Here is a 14,585-nt window from a genome sequence, read left to right as displayed (position 1 = left end):
CCGGCGTGCGACGGCGGGGCCGCCACGGGGGCGGACGGCGTCGTCGGGCGACCGGCGTGCGCGGTCGGGCGGGGGGAGGTTCCGGGCAGGGCAGCGGGAGCCGCACGACGCCACGCGACCGTACGGACGTGTCCCACCAGGGAACATAACGATCGTTACGCTAGGATCGGTCACATACGGCAGTCAAGGATCCACAGGCGGTTACACCCGGAGGAGTTAGCGGTAGTGCAGAACGCCGAAAGCGCGCCGCTCGCCGTCCTGGTCGAAGCGGAACACGCACGTGCGGTGGTGCGGCACGCAGATGACCCGCGCCGCCGGAGCGAACTCGGTGAAGCGCAGCGCCGTCAGCCGGGCGCCGGTGACCCGGAGCAGCGCCCCGCCGCTCGCCAGCGCGGCGGCCTGGCGCGCCGCCTCCAGCAGCACCATCCCCGGCACATGGTCGGTGGCGTGGTCGAAGAAGAACGGGTGCCAGGGGTCGGCCGCGTCCACCACCACGTCCCAGCGGCCGTGGCCGCGGTCCCCGTCCGGCGCGCCCCGGACGACCCGCTCCCGCCGCCAGTCGAGCCCGACCACCACGTCCCGGGCGTGCGACACGCCCAGCGCGGCCGGCTGGGGGCGGAGCCGTCCGGTCGGCGCCCGGGGCGGCCGGGCCCCGGTCAGCGGGCCGCGCACCGCCGCGTACCGGTCGGGCGGGAGGAAGCGCGCCCCGCCCCCGGCGTGGGCGAACGCCACCCCGCCGGCCAGGAAGTCCACATGCAGCCGCAGTCCGGTGGCGACCCCGTCCGGGTCGGTGCGCAGCCGGGTGAGCCGCACCCGGCAGGTGACCTCGGTGGCGCCGTGGCCGGCCCGGGGCTGGGTGGTGGGGTCCGTGGTGAAGAAGAGGTCGGTGATGAGCAGCCGGGCGTCGGCTGACACGCCGAAATACCGCAGCGGGATGAAGATGCCGAGCTGACGGAGTGTCTCGACCACCATCAGCGGGTGGTGCAGGGCCGGTCCGTCGGCCGGAAACGTCGGATGCGACCGGGGCCAGCAGGCGGCGGCCTCGAAATGCGCCTCGTCGATCCGGAGCACATCGGTGAGCAGGACCTCCGCCACGGAGATCCGGTGCACGAGTTCCCGGCGGACGGTGCGCGACCAGCTCAGGGCCCGCGGCTCTCCGGCGGTGCCACGGATTCGAGCGTTCATGCCCCCAGAACACCCCAGTTCGGCGTCTTCCGCACACCGGCTCGTGTCCGCCCGCCGCGCCGAGGCACTACATTGCGTGGTGTCAGCGGCGGGAACGCGAGAAATCGCAAAGATCTCTGAAAAGGTTGCGACGGGTGCAGGCGAAATTGACACGGCGGGCCCTGCTGGAAACCGCGGCACGGCTGTTCGACGAACGGGGTTACGCCGGGACCAGCATCAGTGACATCAGCGCGCTCTCGGGCCGTACCAGCGGGGCCATTTACTTCCATTACGCCAGCAAGGAGAAACTCGCGCTGGCCGTCGTCGAGGAGCATTTCGCCTCCTGGCCGGAGATGATCGGCCGCCACCGCTCCACCGACCGCCCGGCTCTGGAGAAACTGGTCGCCCTCAGCTTCACCGTCGCCCGCGCCTTCCGGGACGACGTCGTCGTCCGGGCCGGTTCCCGGCTCTGGATGGAGCACAAGGCCATCGCCGCCCCGCTGCCCACCCCCTTCGTGGAGTGGATCGAGGTGGTCACCGAGCTCCTCGCCGAGGCGCGCGCCGACGGCGAGCTGGCGCCCGGTGTCGATCCGGTGACCGCCGCGCACAGCGTGGTCTGCGCCTTCTTCGGCCTCCACACCATCTCCGACGCCCTGGACGGCCGGGAGCACATCGAGCAGCGGCTCCACGAGCTGTGGCTGCTGCTGCTCGGCGCCCTCCAGACCGAGCCCGACCCGGCCGGTCTGCTCGACCGGGTCCACGCCGACCACCCGCCCGCCCCGGCCCCGGACGGGCCGCTGCCCGCGCCGGCCGCGCCCGCCGGGGCGGAGTCCTTCCGGCTCTGAGCCCCGGCCCCCGGTCCTGGCCCCGCCCCCGGGCACCCGGCCCCGTCCGGTACGGCTGCGCCCCGGATTGCCCGCTCCGGTACGGCCCCGGGCCCCCGGGACGGGCCCGGCGCGGCCCCGGCCCCGGGCCGTACCCGCCCGTCAGCGCGGCCGGCGGTCGTCCGCCCGGGCCACCAGCAGCGCCACGTCGTCCTGGTCCAGGGGCCGCCGCAGCTCGCGCAGCAGCCGGTCGCAGGTGGCCTCCAGCGACGGGTCGGGGGAGCCCAGCAGCCGCAGCAGGGTGGCGAGCCGGGTGTCGATGTCCTGGTCCCGGGTCTCCACCAGCCCGTCGGTGTAGAGCACCAGCCGGTCCCCGGGCGCCAGCGCGGTGGTGACGGTGTGAAAGGCGACCCCGCCCACCCCCAGCGGCGCCCCGGTCGGCAGATCGAGCAGCCGGGGCCCTTGGCCGGACCGGATCAGCACCGGCGGCAGATGGCCCGCCGTGGCGATCCGGCACTCCTGCCGGGCCGGGTCGTACACCGCGTACACACAGGTGGCGATGGCCGGCTCCAGGTCCTCGATGATCCCGTCCAGATGCCGCAGCACCTCGGCCGGGTCCAGCGACAGCCGGGCCAGCGTCCGGGTGGCGGTGGAGAGCCGGCCCATGGTGGTGGCCGCGCCGATCCCGCTGCCCATCACATCGCCCACCACCAGCGCGGTGGTGCCGTCCGCCACCGGGATGACGTCGAACCAGTCGCCGCCCACCTCGTGGCCGGACCCGGCCGGCTCGTACCGGGAGGCCACCTCCAGGCCCGCCAGACCGGCCGGCACCTCCGCCAGCATGCTCCGCTGGAGGGTCAGCGCGGTGTCCCGCTGCCGCCGGTAGAGCCGGGCGTTGTCGATGCAGACCGCCGCCCGGGCCGCCAGCTCGCTGGCGAGCAGCACGTCGTCCTCGGTGAACGGCAGCGGATTGCGGGCCCGCTTCAGGTCGAGGGCGCCCAGCACCTCGCCCCGGGCGATCAGCGGCACCGCCAGATAGGAGTGCACGCCCGCCCGGGCCAGCAGCTCCGCGGCCTGCCGGTCCCGGGCGATCCGGGCCAGCGAGGCGTCGTCCACCGCCGCGACGGTGACCGGCCTGGCGGTGCGCACACAGCGGGTGACCAGCCGGTCGGCTCCGTAGTGGGCCGGTTCGCCCGGCGGGTCGGCCGCCTCCACCGCGACCGTCGGATAGGCGGCGGCCACGGCCAGCGCCCGGATCACCGCGGGTCCCTCGGTGGCCGCCCGGCCGGGCCCCGGCGCCAGCACCGTCTCCAGCAGGTCCACCGCGGCCACGTCCGCCAGTTCGGGCACCGCCACGGCGGCCAGCTCCCGGGCCGTCTGCTCCAGGTCGAGCGTGGTGCCGATCCGCACCGAGGCGTCCGCGACCACGGCCAGCCGGTGCCGGGCCTGCTCCGCCTCCAGCGCCGCCCGGTGCCGGTCCGTCACATCGATCACCGAGAGGGCGAGCCCCAGGACATGACCGCCCACGTCCTCCAGCCGGTAGAACGACAGCGACCAGGCGCGGTCCCGGTCCGGGTCGGCCGGGGTGCGGCCCACCAGCTGCCGGTCGACCAGCGGCACCCCGGTGGCCAGCACCTCCCGCATCGCCTCCTCCACCTCCGCGGCCTCCTCGGTGCCCGCCGTGCCGAGGAAGGGCGCCACCTCCCCGACCCGCCGCCCCACGTGCCCGGCCGCGCTCACCCCGTCCAGCCGCTCCAGGGCCGCGTTCACCCCCACGTACCGCAGGTCCGTGCCGAGCACCCCCAGGCCGATCGGCGACTGGTCCACCATCCGCACCGAGAGCGCCAGATCGCGCTCCACGTCCCGCAGGGTCAGCTGGTCCGTCGCCAGCCCCAGGGCGTAGAGGTCCCCGGCGTCGTCGAGCAGCCGCATGGTCCGGAACTCCAGCAGCCGGGAGGCGCCGGTCCGGTGGCGCACCGGGAAGACCCCCGCCCAGCCGCTGCCGGTCCGCATCACCCGGGCGAACAGGTCGAGCACCAGCTCCCGCCGGTCCTCGGAGACCAGCACCCGGACGGCGAACCGGCCGAGCACCTCCTCGGCGCGGTAACCGAGCAGCTCCTCGGCCTGCGGGCTCCACAGCACGATCCGGCCGTCCGAGTCGAGCACCATCGCCGCCACGCCCAGCAGATCGAGCAGCCCCTCGCGCCCCGAGCGCTCCCCGGACGGCCGTATGCCGGCGTCCTCCCCGGTGTCCCCGGCGAGTCCCGCGTCCGGTGCCCCGGAGGTCCCGGCGTCCCCGGCGGTGCCGGACCCGGGCGTCCGCCGCCCCGCCCCGCGCCCCCGCCAGGCGCCGAACGGCCGCGCGGAGCCACCGGTGCCGTCCCGGCCGTCGTCCCCGGTGGCGCCGGTACCGCCGGTCAGGGAATCGGCCGCCGGCGGTACCGGGCCGCCGGGCCGCCCGGGCCCGCCGCCCGCCGCCGCGGCGCCGGTCCGAAACCCGTCAGTACCGCCCATCACCGCTCCGCTCCCTCCCGTGCCCGTCGCCGCGCACGGACCCGCCGGGCCGACCTCCACCGCGACTGGGCGGCGGGTGCCCTCCCATGGTCTCCCCACCACGGCCCTCACCGCAGCCCCGGGGTTCCACCCTCTGATACGGTGCGTGACCAATTGTTGCTTTTGCCGCTTTCCATGGCGCCACAGATAACCCCCTGTAGGTGAAATCCCTGAGTGAAGTCCCCGGGTACGAGCCCGTACCCGGCCCGTGCGTACGCGGCCCGTGCCGACGAGCGCGTACCGGCGCGTGACGAGGAAGTGCCGTGAAGATCGTCTGTGTCGGCGGCGGACCCGCCGCTCTCCACTTCGCCGCCCTGATGAGGCTCCAGGACCCGTCCCACGAGATCATCGTGTACGAGCGGGACCCGGCCGGCTCCACCTACGGCTGGGGTGTCACCTACTGGGGCGGGCTGCTCGACCGGCTGCGCCACCGGGACCCGGTCACCGCCGCCGCCGTCCGGGCGCACTCGGTGAGCCGCCGGGACGGCATCGCCCACATCGGTGACCGCACCGCCCGGCACCGGGGCGACGAGAACTTCGCCATCGGCCGCCACCGCCTCCTCGCCGTGCTCGCCGGGCGCGCGGCCTCGCTGGGCGTCCGGCTGGAGTACGAGCGGGAGCTCACCGACCCCGACGGGGCCGACCTGGCCGGCGCGGACCTGGTGGTCGCCGCCGACGGGGCGGGCAGCGCCCTGCGCACCCGGTACGCCGCCCACTTCGGCACCCGGCTCACCCCGGGCCGCAACAGCTACGCCTGGCTCGGCACCACCCGGGTCCTCGACGCCTTCACCTTCGCCTTCGTCCCCACCCCGCACGGCTGGATCTGGTGCTACGGCTACGGCTACGGCGAGGGCCACAGCACCTTCCTGGTCGAATGCGCCCCCGCCACCTGGACGGGGCTCGGCCTCGACGGCACCCACCGGGCCGGCGGCCCCGGCGACTCCGGCGGTCCCCACGGGTCCGGCGGCCCCGGCAGCGCCCACGGCCCCGGCGCCACCGACGGCTCCGGGAACACCGCGGGGCCGGCCGCCCTCGCCACCCTGGAACACCTCTTCGCCGGGGTGCTCGACGGCCATCCGCTGCTCACCGGGGCGCACCCGGCGGGCGGGGCGCCCCGGGGCCCCGGAGCCGCCGGAGCGAGCGGCGGACAGCGGGGCCCCGGACCGGCCGGCGGGCCGCGCCGGCTGACCTTCCGGACCCTCACCAACCGCACCTGGTACCGGGACAACCTGGTGCTCATCGGGGACGCCGCCCACACCACCCACTACTCCGTCGGGGCGGGCACCACCCTGGCCCTGGACGACGCGGCCGCGCTGGCCGGGGCGCTGGGCCGGTACCGGGAACTGCCCGCCGCGCTCGCCCACTACGACCGTGAGCGCCGCGCCGCCCTGGTGCCCGCCCAGAGCGCCGCGCGCCACAGCGCCCAGTGGTACGAGAACCTCCCCCGGTACATCGGACTGCCGCCGGACCGGATGTTCGCCCTGCTGGGCCAGCGCCACTCGCCGCTGCTGCCGTATGTGCCCCCGCGGCTCTACTGCGGGCTCGACCGGGCCGTGGACCGGCTGGGCGTGCTGCGGGGCCTCAAGCGCCGGATCGGCCCCCGCCTCGCCCGCGCCCTCCATCCCCGCCCCTGACCACCCGGCCGCGGCGGCGCCGGTGACCGCCGTCCGTCCGGCGCGCACGGCGGCTCACTCCAGGCCGCGCGCGTGCCGGAAGCGGTCCGCCCCGTCGGCCAGGTCGACGATCGGCTCCGGGTAGTCGTACCGGGCCCGCTCGCCGGCCGGCAGCCGCCACGGCTCGTGCACCCGCGACCCGGTGAGCCCGGCCAGCTCCGGCACCCAGCGCCGTACGTACGTCCCGTCCGGGTCGAAGCGCCGGCCCTGCACCACCGGGTTGAGCACCCGGTTGGGCCGGGTGTCGGTACCGGTGCCCGCCGCCCACTGCCAGTTCATCTGATTGTTGGCCAGGTCTCCGTCCACCAGCAGTTCCAGAAAGTGCCGGGCCCCGATCCGCCAGTCGGCGTACAGCGTCTTCGCCAGGAAGCTCGCCACCAGCAGCCGGCCCCGGTTGTGCATCCAGCCCTCGTACGCCAGCTGCCGCATCGCCGCGTCCACCAGCGGATAACCGGTACGCCCCGCCCGCCACGCCGCCACCTCGCGCTCCACCGCCGGCCCGGTCCGCCAGCGGTCGTTCCGGGTGCGGTAGTCGGCCCGGGCGGCGGACGGCCGGGCGGCCAGCACCTGGTGGTGGAAATCGCGCCAGGCCAGCTGGCGGACGAACGCCTCCGCCCCGGCCCCGCCCCGCTGCCGCGCCCGGTGCACCGCCTCGGTGGCCGAGACGGCGCCGAAGTGGAGGTACGGCGAGAGCCGGGAGGTGGCGTCGTCGCCGAGGGCGTCGTGCTCCGCCTCGTACTGGTCCAGCCCGCCGCGCAGCCAGCCGGCGAGCCGCCGCCGGCCCGCCGTCTCGCCGCCCTCCGGAAGCCCGGGGGAGAGTTCGCCGGGCGACGGCCGGGACGGCAGCTCCTCGGAGCGCACCTCCGCCGGCACCTGGACCGTGTGGGGAGCGGCCAGCGGCTCGCGCGGCCGTTCCTTCTCCCAGCGCCGGAAGTAGGGCGTGAAGACCGCGAAGTGGTCCCTGCCGCCCCCGCCGGGCGTCAGCCGGCCGGGCGGTACGACGGTGACCACCGCGTCGTGCACCCGGAGCCGGCGGCCGTCCGCCTCCAGCGCCCTGCGCAGCCGCTCCTCGCGGGCGTGCGCGTACCCGCTGTGGTCGGAGGCGAGGTGCACCTCGCCGGCGTCCGCCTCGGCGGCGACCGCGCACACCTGCTCCACCACGTCCCCGGAGCGCACCACCAGCCGCCCGCCGCGCTCGCGCAGCCCCGCGTCCAGATCGCGCAGGCAGTCCGCCAGGAAGGCCAGCCGGTTGGGCGCGGCGAAACCGGCCGCCGTCACGGCGTCGTCCCGGACGAACAGCGGCACCACCGTCCGCCCCCGGCCGAGCGCCGCGCGCAGCGGCGGATGGTCGCGCAGCCGCAGGTCGGCGGTGAAGAGCACCACCGAGGCTCCGGCGGTCCCGCCCGCGCCGCCGCCCGCGCTCACGACGCCGTCTCCGGCCGGGGCGTGTTCGCCTCCGGCCGCGGCTTGCGTCCCCCGGAGACCCGGGTCGCGGCGGCGGCGATGTTCCGCGCCATGCCGCCGAAGATCAGCGTGTGGAAGGGCGAGATGCTCCACCAGTAGGCGTGGCCCAGCAGCCCGTGCGGATGGAACAGGGCCCGCTGCCGGTAGCGGGTGCGGCCGTCGCCGTCCCGGTCGGCGTACATCTCCAGCCAGGCGAGCCCGGGCAGCCGCATCTCGGCGCGCAGCCGCAGCAGCCGGCCGGGCTCGATCTCCTCCACCCGCCAGAAGTCCAGCTCGTCGCCGGTCCGCAGCCGCTGGGCGTCCCGGCGGCCCCGGCGCAGCCCGACACCGCCGGCGAACCGGTCGATCCAGCCCCGCACCGACCAGGCCAGCGGGAAGGAGTACCAGCCGTTCTCGCCGCCGATGCCCTCGATAACCCGCCAGAGCGCCTCCGGCGAGGCGTCCACCGCGATCTGCCGGCGGTCGGTGTAGAGGCTGCCGCCCGCCCAGTCGGGGTCGGTGGGCAGCGGGTCGCTGGGCGCGCCGGGCAGGGACGCCGAGGACCAGCGGGTGACCACCTTCGCCTCCCGGATGCGGCGCAGGGCGAGCCGCAGCGACTCGTCGAAGGAGATCGGGCGCCCGGGCGAGTCCGGGACATACCGGGCGATGTCGTGCTCCTGGCACACCACCTCGTGACGCAGTGATTCGGCCAGCGGCCGGGCGATGGAGCTCGGCACCGGGGTCACCAGGCCGACCCAGTGGCTGGAGAGCCCCGGGGTCAGCACCGGCACGGGCAGGATCAGCCGCCGGGGGAGACCGGCGACCGCCGCGTACCGGAGCATCATGTCCCGGTAGGTCAGCACGTCCGGGCCGCCGATGTCGAAGGTCCGGTCCACCTCGGGCGGCAGCTCCGCGCAGCCCACCAGACAGCGCAGCACGTCCCGGACGGCGATCGGCTGGATCCGGGTGTGCACCCAGCTGGGGGTGACCATCACCGGCAGCCGCTCGGTGAGATAGCGCAGCATCTCGAAGGAGGCCGAGCCGGAGCCGATGATCACGGCGGCCCGCAGCACGGCGGCGGGGACCGAGGACTCCAGCAGGATCCGCCCCACCTCGGCGCGGGAGCGCAGATGCGGGGAGAGCCGGTCCTCCGGCACCCCGGCCGGGGTCAGCCCGCCCAGATAGACCACCCGCCGCACGCCCGCCTCCTCGGCGCTCCTGGCGAAGTTCCGGGCGGCGGCCCGGTCCTTCTCCTCGAAGCCCCGGCCGGTGCCCAGCGCGTGCACGAGGTAGTAGGCGACGTCCACGCCCCGCATCGCCTCCCTGACCGACCCCTCGTCGGTCAGGTCGCCCTTCACCACCTCGGCCCGGCCGGCCCAGGGGTGGTCGCGGAGCTTCCCGGGCGACCGGGCCAGACACCGCACCCGGTGGCCGGCGTCCAGCAGCTCGGGCACCAGCCGGCCCCCGATGTAGCCGGTCGCGCCGGTCACCAGGGAGAGCGGCCCGGAAGCACCGGCGGAGCCGTCGGCGGCCTCCGTGGCATCGTCCGCGGTCCCCGTGCCGTCCGCGGTCTCCGTGTGCCGCCCGCGCTCCTCGCCCGTCCCGCGCGTCTCGCCTGACATGAAGGGTTCCTCCGTACCGATCGTGCGTGCTTCCACCGTCCCCCTTTCCCGGAGATTCCGCCCGGCCCCGCCCGGCGGAGGCAGTGGATCCGGGCCGCCGGGACGCGCCGGTCCCTCCCGGCGCCTCCCGTCTCCCCGGCGGGTCGGGTACGGCTCCGGGGCCGGCCGGGCGGCGTCCGGTCCCGCTCCCGCGCTGCGCCGACCGGGTGGCGGCCCGGGGCCCGGACGGCCGGCCCGCCGGAGCGGCCGCCCCGGGCAGGGGCACAATCCGGCCGATCAAGGCCGGTAACCGACCCCTTCTGGCGGGAACCCGGGCGACCCGCGCCCTTCGCGATCGCTACGATCGCGACTCGTAGACTCGTGCTGCTTCCGGCAGCGGCGGGGAGCGGTCAGCCGGCTTCTTCGGAAAGGCAGCGACATGGAGTACGCGGTGCGGGGCGACGCCCCGATCTACGACACGCTCATAGAGGAGCGCGGGGACGTCCCCGCCGACGTCCGCCAGGTGGCGGAGGAGACCATCCGGCGGATGAGCCTCGCCATGGACTTCAGCAGCGTCCGGGGGCGCCCATCCGGGCCGCCCGGCCCGGGACTGCCCCGCAGGCCGGGCACCTGACGCTCTTCGGCCCGTCCGGTCACCGCGACCGGACGGGCCGAGGAACGCCGGGGCCCTCCACCGTTCGTTCCGTGCCTGCCTGGCCCGTGCCTGTCCGTCCGGGTCGGCCTGTCCCTGCCCGCCCCGCGCCGTCGGGGGAGGCGGTCCGCGCGTGGCCGCCACGCCGCACCGTGGTGCCCGCCGCCGAGTCGGTCCGGGGGCGGTGAGACGGCGGAACCCGGAGCCGGCCGTCAGCGGAAGTCGCCGGGCACCGGATCGCGCCGGTCGTCAGGCGTCCCGTCAGGCGCCTCGTCAGGCGTCAGACGCCAAGACGTCGGTCGCCGGGGCGCCGGGAAGCGATGCCGCCGGCCGGGTCAGGGCCGTTCCTCGATCAGCCCGCAGAGCCAGGCCAGCGCGTCATGCGCGCCGGCCGCCTCGGCCCGGGGCCCGACCGCCTCGGTGGGATCGTCCAGCCGCACCACCGCCGCGTCCAGTTCGGCGGTCAGCAGCTGGCTGGAGGGCGTACCGTCCAGGCAGACGGCGCCGGTGACCGGCGCCTTCGGGGACCGGCCCAGTGCCCAGCCGTACGCCTCCAGGGCGCCCGCCGAGAAGTGCGCCGGACGTCCGGGTATGTCCCCCTCGCGCTCCAGCCGCCGGTACGCGTCTTCCACCCGCGCCCGGGGCCTGGTGCCGATCAGCACGTCCTGCTCGTGTCCGAAATCCACTCCCATGCCCTACGTCTCACCGAAGCGGGCGCCGGGATGCCCGCCGCGCCCGACTTTTTTCCGGCCCCGCCCGGAAGCACCCGGACGGCTGCCCCGGAGTGGCTCCTCCCGCCGGCCGGTGCCGGGCCGGCGGTTCCGGGCACGGAGTGTCCCCGGCGGAATATCCCCACCGGACCGGAGGTTGGCTCCGGTACGTGTCCCGGTACACGGCGACACAAGGACTTCCGGAGGGCCACCCCATGAAGATCGGCATCATCGGCGCGGGCAACATCGGCGGCAATCTCACCCGGCGTCTCACCGCGCTCGGCCACGAGGTCTCGGTGGCCAACTCGCGCGGTCCGGCGACCCTCACCGAACTGGCGGAGGAGACCGGCGCCCACCCGGTCGCCGCCACCGAGGCGGCCCGGGGCGCGGAGGTCGTGGTGGTCACCGTTCCCCTCAAGGCCGTGCCGGATCTGCCGTCCGGGCTCTTCGACGGGGCGGCCGAGGGCTTCGTCGTGATCGACACCAACAACTACTACCCGCGCCAGCGGGACGGCCGGATCGCGGAGATCGAGGACGGGCTGCCGGAGAGCCGCTGGACCGAGCGGCACCTCGGGCACCCGGTGATCAAGGCGTTCAACGGCACCTACGCCCAGGACATCCTGGACCGCCACCGCCCGGCGGGCGACCCGGAGCGGATCGCGCTGCCGGTGGCCGGCGACGACGAGCGGGGCAAGCGGATCGTCCGGGAACTCATCGACGAACTGGGCTTCGACACGGTGGACGCGGGCGGCCTGGACGAGTCCTGGCGCCAGCAGCCCGACTCGCCCGTCTACGGGCTGCGCGAGGGCACCGAGGGAGTCACCAAGGCGCTCGCCGCCGCCTCGCCGGAGCGCCCGGAGACGTTCCGGGCCTGATCGCCCCGCCCGGGGGCCGGGTCCGGCCGGGGCACGGCCCCGGCCGGACCTCCTTCCGCCCGGCGTCCCGGGCCGGAGCCCTCAGTGCGCGGCGTGGGCGCCCGAGCCGGGCCGGCCGCCCGGGTGGCGGTGGCGCCAGAACCAGAAGACGGCACTGGACACCAGCGCCCACGCCCCCAGCACCGCGAACGGGAAGAGGTGCTGGTGCCCGCCGTAGTAGACGGCCGTGTGCTGGGCCGTCACCGAGGCGCCCGGCGGCAGCCAGCGGCCGATGTGCCCGAGCAGCGAGGGCAGCAGCGGCCAGGAGACCGCCCCGCCCGACGAGGGGTTGCCGAGCAGCACCATCAGCCCCCAGGTGGGGATCATCGCCCAGCGGCGCAGCAGGACGTTGAACATCGAGAAGACCATCCCCGAGGTGAACATCGTCAGCGCGAGAATCAGCCAGGACTCCACGAACGGCAGCCGGACCGCGCCCAGCAGCCAGTCCACGGTGGCGGCGATGGTGAAGCCGCCGAGCAGCGCGTAGAACGCGGTGAAGGCGATCCGCTCGGCCGGATTGAGCGCCGAGGCGTGCACGCTGAGCTGGATGGCCCCGACAAAGCCGATGATCACCGCCGCCAGCGAGATGTAGAAGAGCGCCAGCCCGCGCGGGTCACCCGGCTGGAGCGGTTTGACGTCCCGCACCTGGACCGGCACTCCGGTCGCCTTGCCGACCTTCGTCCCCGACTCGGCCAGCAACTGGGCCACCGAGGACCCGGAGGCGCCCGTCACGTCCAGCCGGACGCCGGCCGGCCGGACCGCCAGCACGGCGAAGACCTCCTGCTCGTCCACCGCCCGCCGGGCCGCTCCCTCGGAGTCGTAGGGCCGCAGCTCCAGCGAGGCGTTGAGGGCCTTCTCCATGCCTCCGATGAAGCGTTTCCCCTCGGGCGAACCGGCCTGGCCGACCACCGCCGTCGGGATGTGGTGCGGGGTGGGATTGGCCATGGAGTAGGTGTACGAGCCGGCGAAGAGTGCCGCGGCCGCCGCCAGGATGAGGACCAGGACGAAGGCCGGAAGGAAGGGCGACCGCTTGATCGACGCCCACCTGTCCGCCGTGCTCGGAGACCTGCCGTGCGCACCGTGCGCAGGGCTCTGATCAGGTGTTTCGGACATGTCGCCCAGGCTATGCCCTGCCTCCCGGCGCGCTCAGGCACCCCGCCGGGGCGCGGCCGGCGGAGCGCCGGGAAGCCCGGGCGGGCGCCCCGGCCGGGCGAGCGCCCACCCGGCCGGCCCCGACGGCCACCGTCCCGGGGGCCCCGGGGCCCTGGTGTACGCCGTCCCGGGCGCGCGCCCTCCGGGGCCGCCTGGCGGTCACCGTCCCGGGTGCGCGCCCTCCGGGCCCACCCTGGTGACGCCGTCCCGGCCGGCCCCGGCGGTCACCGTCCCGGGCGCGTACGACTCCGGGGCCCCGGCGGTCAGTGTCCTGGGCCCACGACTCCGGGGCCCTGGTGGACGCCGTCCTGGGCGCGTGCCCCCGGCCCCGTCCCGGCGGTCACCGTGCGGGACGGAAACTCCGGGCGCGTGCCCCCTTCGGTCCCGTCCGGGCGGACACCACCCCGGGCGCGTGCCCCCGGGCGCGTACCCTCGCCGCGGCCCGGGGGCGTCACTCGTCCGCTCGGCCGGGCCCGCCGCGCCGGAGGCCCCCGGCGGCCCGGGTGCCCCCCCCACCGGGCCGGGGCCGGGAGCCCCCGGGGGGGCTACTCGCCCACGTCCCGGCTCCAGAGGTCGTCCGCCGTCTCCCGCCGGACCAGCAGCCGGGCCGCGCCCTCGTGGACCGCCACCACCGGGGGCCGGCCGACCAGGTTGTAGCCGGACGCCATCGACAGCTGGTACGCCCCCGCCACCGGGACCGCCAGCAGATCGCCGGGGCGCAGGTCGCCCGGCAGCCGCACCCCGGCGGCCAGCACGTCGCCCGCCTCGCAGTGCCGGCCCGCCACGGTGACCGGGATCTCCGGAGCGGTGGAGGCCCGGCCGACCAGGCACGGCGCGTACCGGGCCCCGTACAGCGCCGGCCGCGGATTGTCGCTCATCCCGCCGTCGACGGCGGCGAACAGCCGCTCACCGGTGCGCTTCACCGCCAGCACCCGGTAGAGCGCCACCCCGGCCGGCCCCACGACGGCCCGGCCGGGTTCCACCTCCAGCCGGGGCACCGGCAGCCCGGCCGCCGCGCAGCTCTCCGCCAGCTCGGCCCGGAGCCGGGTGCCGAGGGCGGCCGGGTCGAGCCAGGGGTCGCCGGGCCGGTGGGCCACTCCGTGGCCGCCGCCCAGATCGAGCTGCGGCAGCACGACCCGGTGAGTGTCCCGGACCCGGGCCAGCAATCCCACCATCCGGCGGAGCGCCACGACATACGGCTCCGCCTCGGTGATCTGGGAGCCGATGTGGCAGTGCAGTCCGGCCAGTTCCAGCCGGGACTGCCCGAGGATCCGGGCGATCGCCTCCTGGGCGCTGCCGTCGGCCGCCGAGAGCCCGAACTTCTGGTCCTCCGTGCCGGTGCGGATCTTCGGATGGCCGCCGGCCGCCACACCGGGGATCACCCGGACCAGCACCCGCTGCCGGTCGCCCGGGGAGACGGCCGCGGCCAGCCGGGCGATCTCGGAGAGCCCGTCGACGACGATCCGGCCCACCCCGAGGCGCAGCGCCGTGCGCAGGTCCTGCGGGGACTTGGCGTTGCCGTGCAGCAGCACCCGCTCCGGCGGGAAGCCGGCCGTCACCGCGCAGTGCAGCTCCCCGGCGGAGCAGACGTCGAGGCCGAGCCCCTCCTCCCGGACCCAGCGCACCATGGCCCGGGAGAGGAACGCCTTGGCGGCGTAGAGCACCTCGCCGTCCGGGAACGCCTCCCGGTAGCGCCGGCAGCGGGCCCGGACCTCGCCCTCGTCCAGGACGTACGCGGGCGTGCCGAAGCGCTCGGCCAATTCGGTGAGGGGCACCCCGGCGACGGCCAGCCCGCCGGCCGGCAGCCGGGTGGTGGAGGCCGGCCAGTGCGACAGGTCCCCGGCGGGCGCGGGCGGACCGGAGGGCGGGGCGGTGGTGAGGGTCATGGTCGCCTCCTTC

11 protein-coding genes are annotated in these 14,585 nt (G+C 76.2%); 4 read left to right on the top strand and 7 right to left on the bottom strand.

Features of this window, described 5'->3' with window-relative positions; all coding sequences use genetic code 11:
* Positions 1-216 precede the first annotated feature (216 nt).
* A complete protein-coding gene (locus NX801_RS14195) occupies positions 217-1,185 on the bottom strand; it encodes a ScbA/BarX family gamma-butyrolactone biosynthesis protein (protein ID WP_258788046.1) in 969 nt (322 codons plus the stop codon).
* A 134-nt stretch (positions 1,186-1,319) separates the two neighbouring features.
* On the opposite strand from NX801_RS14195, the gene NX801_RS14190 reads away from it, so the two are divergent.
* Entirely contained in the window at positions 1,320-2,009 is a 690-nt protein-coding gene (locus NX801_RS14190; protein WP_258788045.1) for a ScbR family autoregulator-binding transcription factor, read from the top strand.
* A 141-nt stretch (positions 2,010-2,150) separates the two neighbouring features.
* Here the strand turns inward: NX801_RS14190 and NX801_RS14185 are convergent, their stop codons facing one another.
* Positions 2,151-4,502: a SpoIIE family protein phosphatase gene (locus NX801_RS14185; RefSeq protein WP_258788044.1), complete on the bottom strand. Its 2,352-nt coding sequence runs from the start codon at positions 4,500-4,502 to the stop codon at positions 2,151-2,153.
* A gap of 302 nt (positions 4,503-4,804) precedes the next feature.
* On the opposite strand from NX801_RS14185, the gene NX801_RS14180 reads away from it, so the two are divergent.
* On the top strand, positions 4,805-6,175 hold the full coding sequence (locus NX801_RS14180; protein WP_258788043.1) for an FAD-dependent monooxygenase: 1,371 nt from the start codon (positions 4,805-4,807) through the stop codon (positions 6,173-6,175).
* Positions 6,176-6,229: 54 nt separating this feature from the next.
* Here the strand turns inward: NX801_RS14180 and NX801_RS14175 are convergent, their stop codons facing one another.
* Positions 6,230-7,639, bottom strand: a complete 1,410-nt coding sequence (locus NX801_RS14175; protein WP_258788042.1) for a cryptochrome/photolyase family protein — start codon at positions 7,637-7,639, stop codon at positions 6,230-6,232.
* Complete coding sequence (locus tag NX801_RS14170) at positions 7,636-9,279, bottom strand: SDR family oxidoreductase (protein WP_258788041.1); 1,644 nt, start codon at positions 9,277-9,279, stop codon at positions 7,636-7,638. The genes NX801_RS14175 and NX801_RS14170 overlap by 4 nt, the downstream gene beginning before the upstream one ends.
* A gap of 418 nt (positions 9,280-9,697) precedes the next feature.
* Here NX801_RS14170 and NX801_RS14165 point away from each other — a divergent pair, with 418 nt between their 5' ends.
* A complete protein-coding gene (locus NX801_RS14165) occupies positions 9,698-9,892 on the top strand; it encodes a hypothetical protein (protein ID WP_258788040.1) in 195 nt (64 codons plus the stop codon).
* A 353-nt stretch (positions 9,893-10,245) separates the two neighbouring features.
* Here NX801_RS14165 and NX801_RS14160 read toward each other — a convergent pair whose 3' ends face one another.
* A complete protein-coding gene (locus tag NX801_RS14160) occupies positions 10,246-10,602 on the bottom strand; it encodes a hypothetical protein (RefSeq protein ID WP_258788039.1) in 357 nt (118 codons plus the stop codon).
* Between the two features lie 92 nt (positions 10,603-10,694).
* Here NX801_RS14160 and NX801_RS14155 point away from each other — a divergent pair, with 92 nt between their 5' ends.
* Positions 10,695-11,495, top strand: a complete 801-nt coding sequence (locus tag NX801_RS14155) for an NADPH-dependent F420 reductase (RefSeq protein WP_309505833.1) — start codon at positions 10,695-10,697, stop codon at positions 11,493-11,495.
* Positions 11,496-11,576: 81 nt separating this feature from the next.
* On the opposite strand, the gene NX801_RS14150 is transcribed toward NX801_RS14155, so the two are convergent.
* Both NX801_RS14150 and lysA read right to left on the bottom strand, forming a co-directional pair.
* Positions 11,577-12,647: an ABC-2 transporter permease gene (locus NX801_RS14150; RefSeq protein WP_258788037.1), complete on the bottom strand. Its 1,071-nt coding sequence runs from the start codon at positions 12,645-12,647 to the stop codon at positions 11,577-11,579.
* A 584-nt stretch (positions 12,648-13,231) separates the two neighbouring features.
* Positions 13,232-14,572, bottom strand: a complete 1,341-nt coding sequence (gene lysA / locus NX801_RS14140) for a diaminopimelate decarboxylase (RefSeq protein WP_258788036.1) — start codon at positions 14,570-14,572, stop codon at positions 13,232-13,234.
* Between the last annotated feature and the right edge of the window lie 13 nt (positions 14,573-14,585).

This window comes from Streptomyces pyxinae (assembly GCF_024756275.1).
GTDB classification, from domain to species: Bacteria; Actinomycetota; Actinomycetes; order Streptomycetales; family Streptomycetaceae; genus Streptomyces; species Streptomyces pyxinae.
The sequence above is the reverse complement of the archived record's forward strand: the minus strand, read 5'-3'. Positions and strand labels throughout refer to the sequence as shown.

What these genes read in the sequence shown, in the direction of transcription:
- NX801_RS14185 (WP_258788044.1), bottom strand. Translation starts at nt 4,502, where the DNA reads ATGGGCGGTACTGACGGGTTTCGGACCGGCGCCGCGGCGGCGGGCGGC.
- lysA (WP_258788036.1), bottom strand. Translation starts at nt 14,572, where the DNA reads ATGACCCTCACCACCGCCCCGCCCTCCGGTCCGCCCGCGCCCGCCGGG.
- NX801_RS14160 (WP_258788039.1), bottom strand. Translation starts at nt 10,602, where the DNA reads ATGGGAGTGGATTTCGGACACGAGCAGGACGTGCTGATCGGCACCAGG.
- NX801_RS14165 (WP_258788040.1), top strand. Translation starts at nt 9,698, where the DNA reads ATGGAGTACGCGGTGCGGGGCGACGCCCCGATCTACGACACGCTCATA.
- NX801_RS14170 (WP_258788041.1), bottom strand. Translation starts at nt 9,279, where the DNA reads ATGTCAGGCGAGACGCGCGGGACGGGCGAGGAGCGCGGGCGGCACACG.
- NX801_RS14150 (WP_258788037.1), bottom strand. Translation starts at nt 12,647, where the DNA reads ATGTCCGAAACACCTGATCAGAGCCCTGCGCACGGTGCGCACGGCAGG.
- NX801_RS14195 (WP_258788046.1), bottom strand. Translation starts at nt 1,185, where the DNA reads ATGAACGCTCGAATCCGTGGCACCGCCGGAGAGCCGCGGGCCCTGAGC.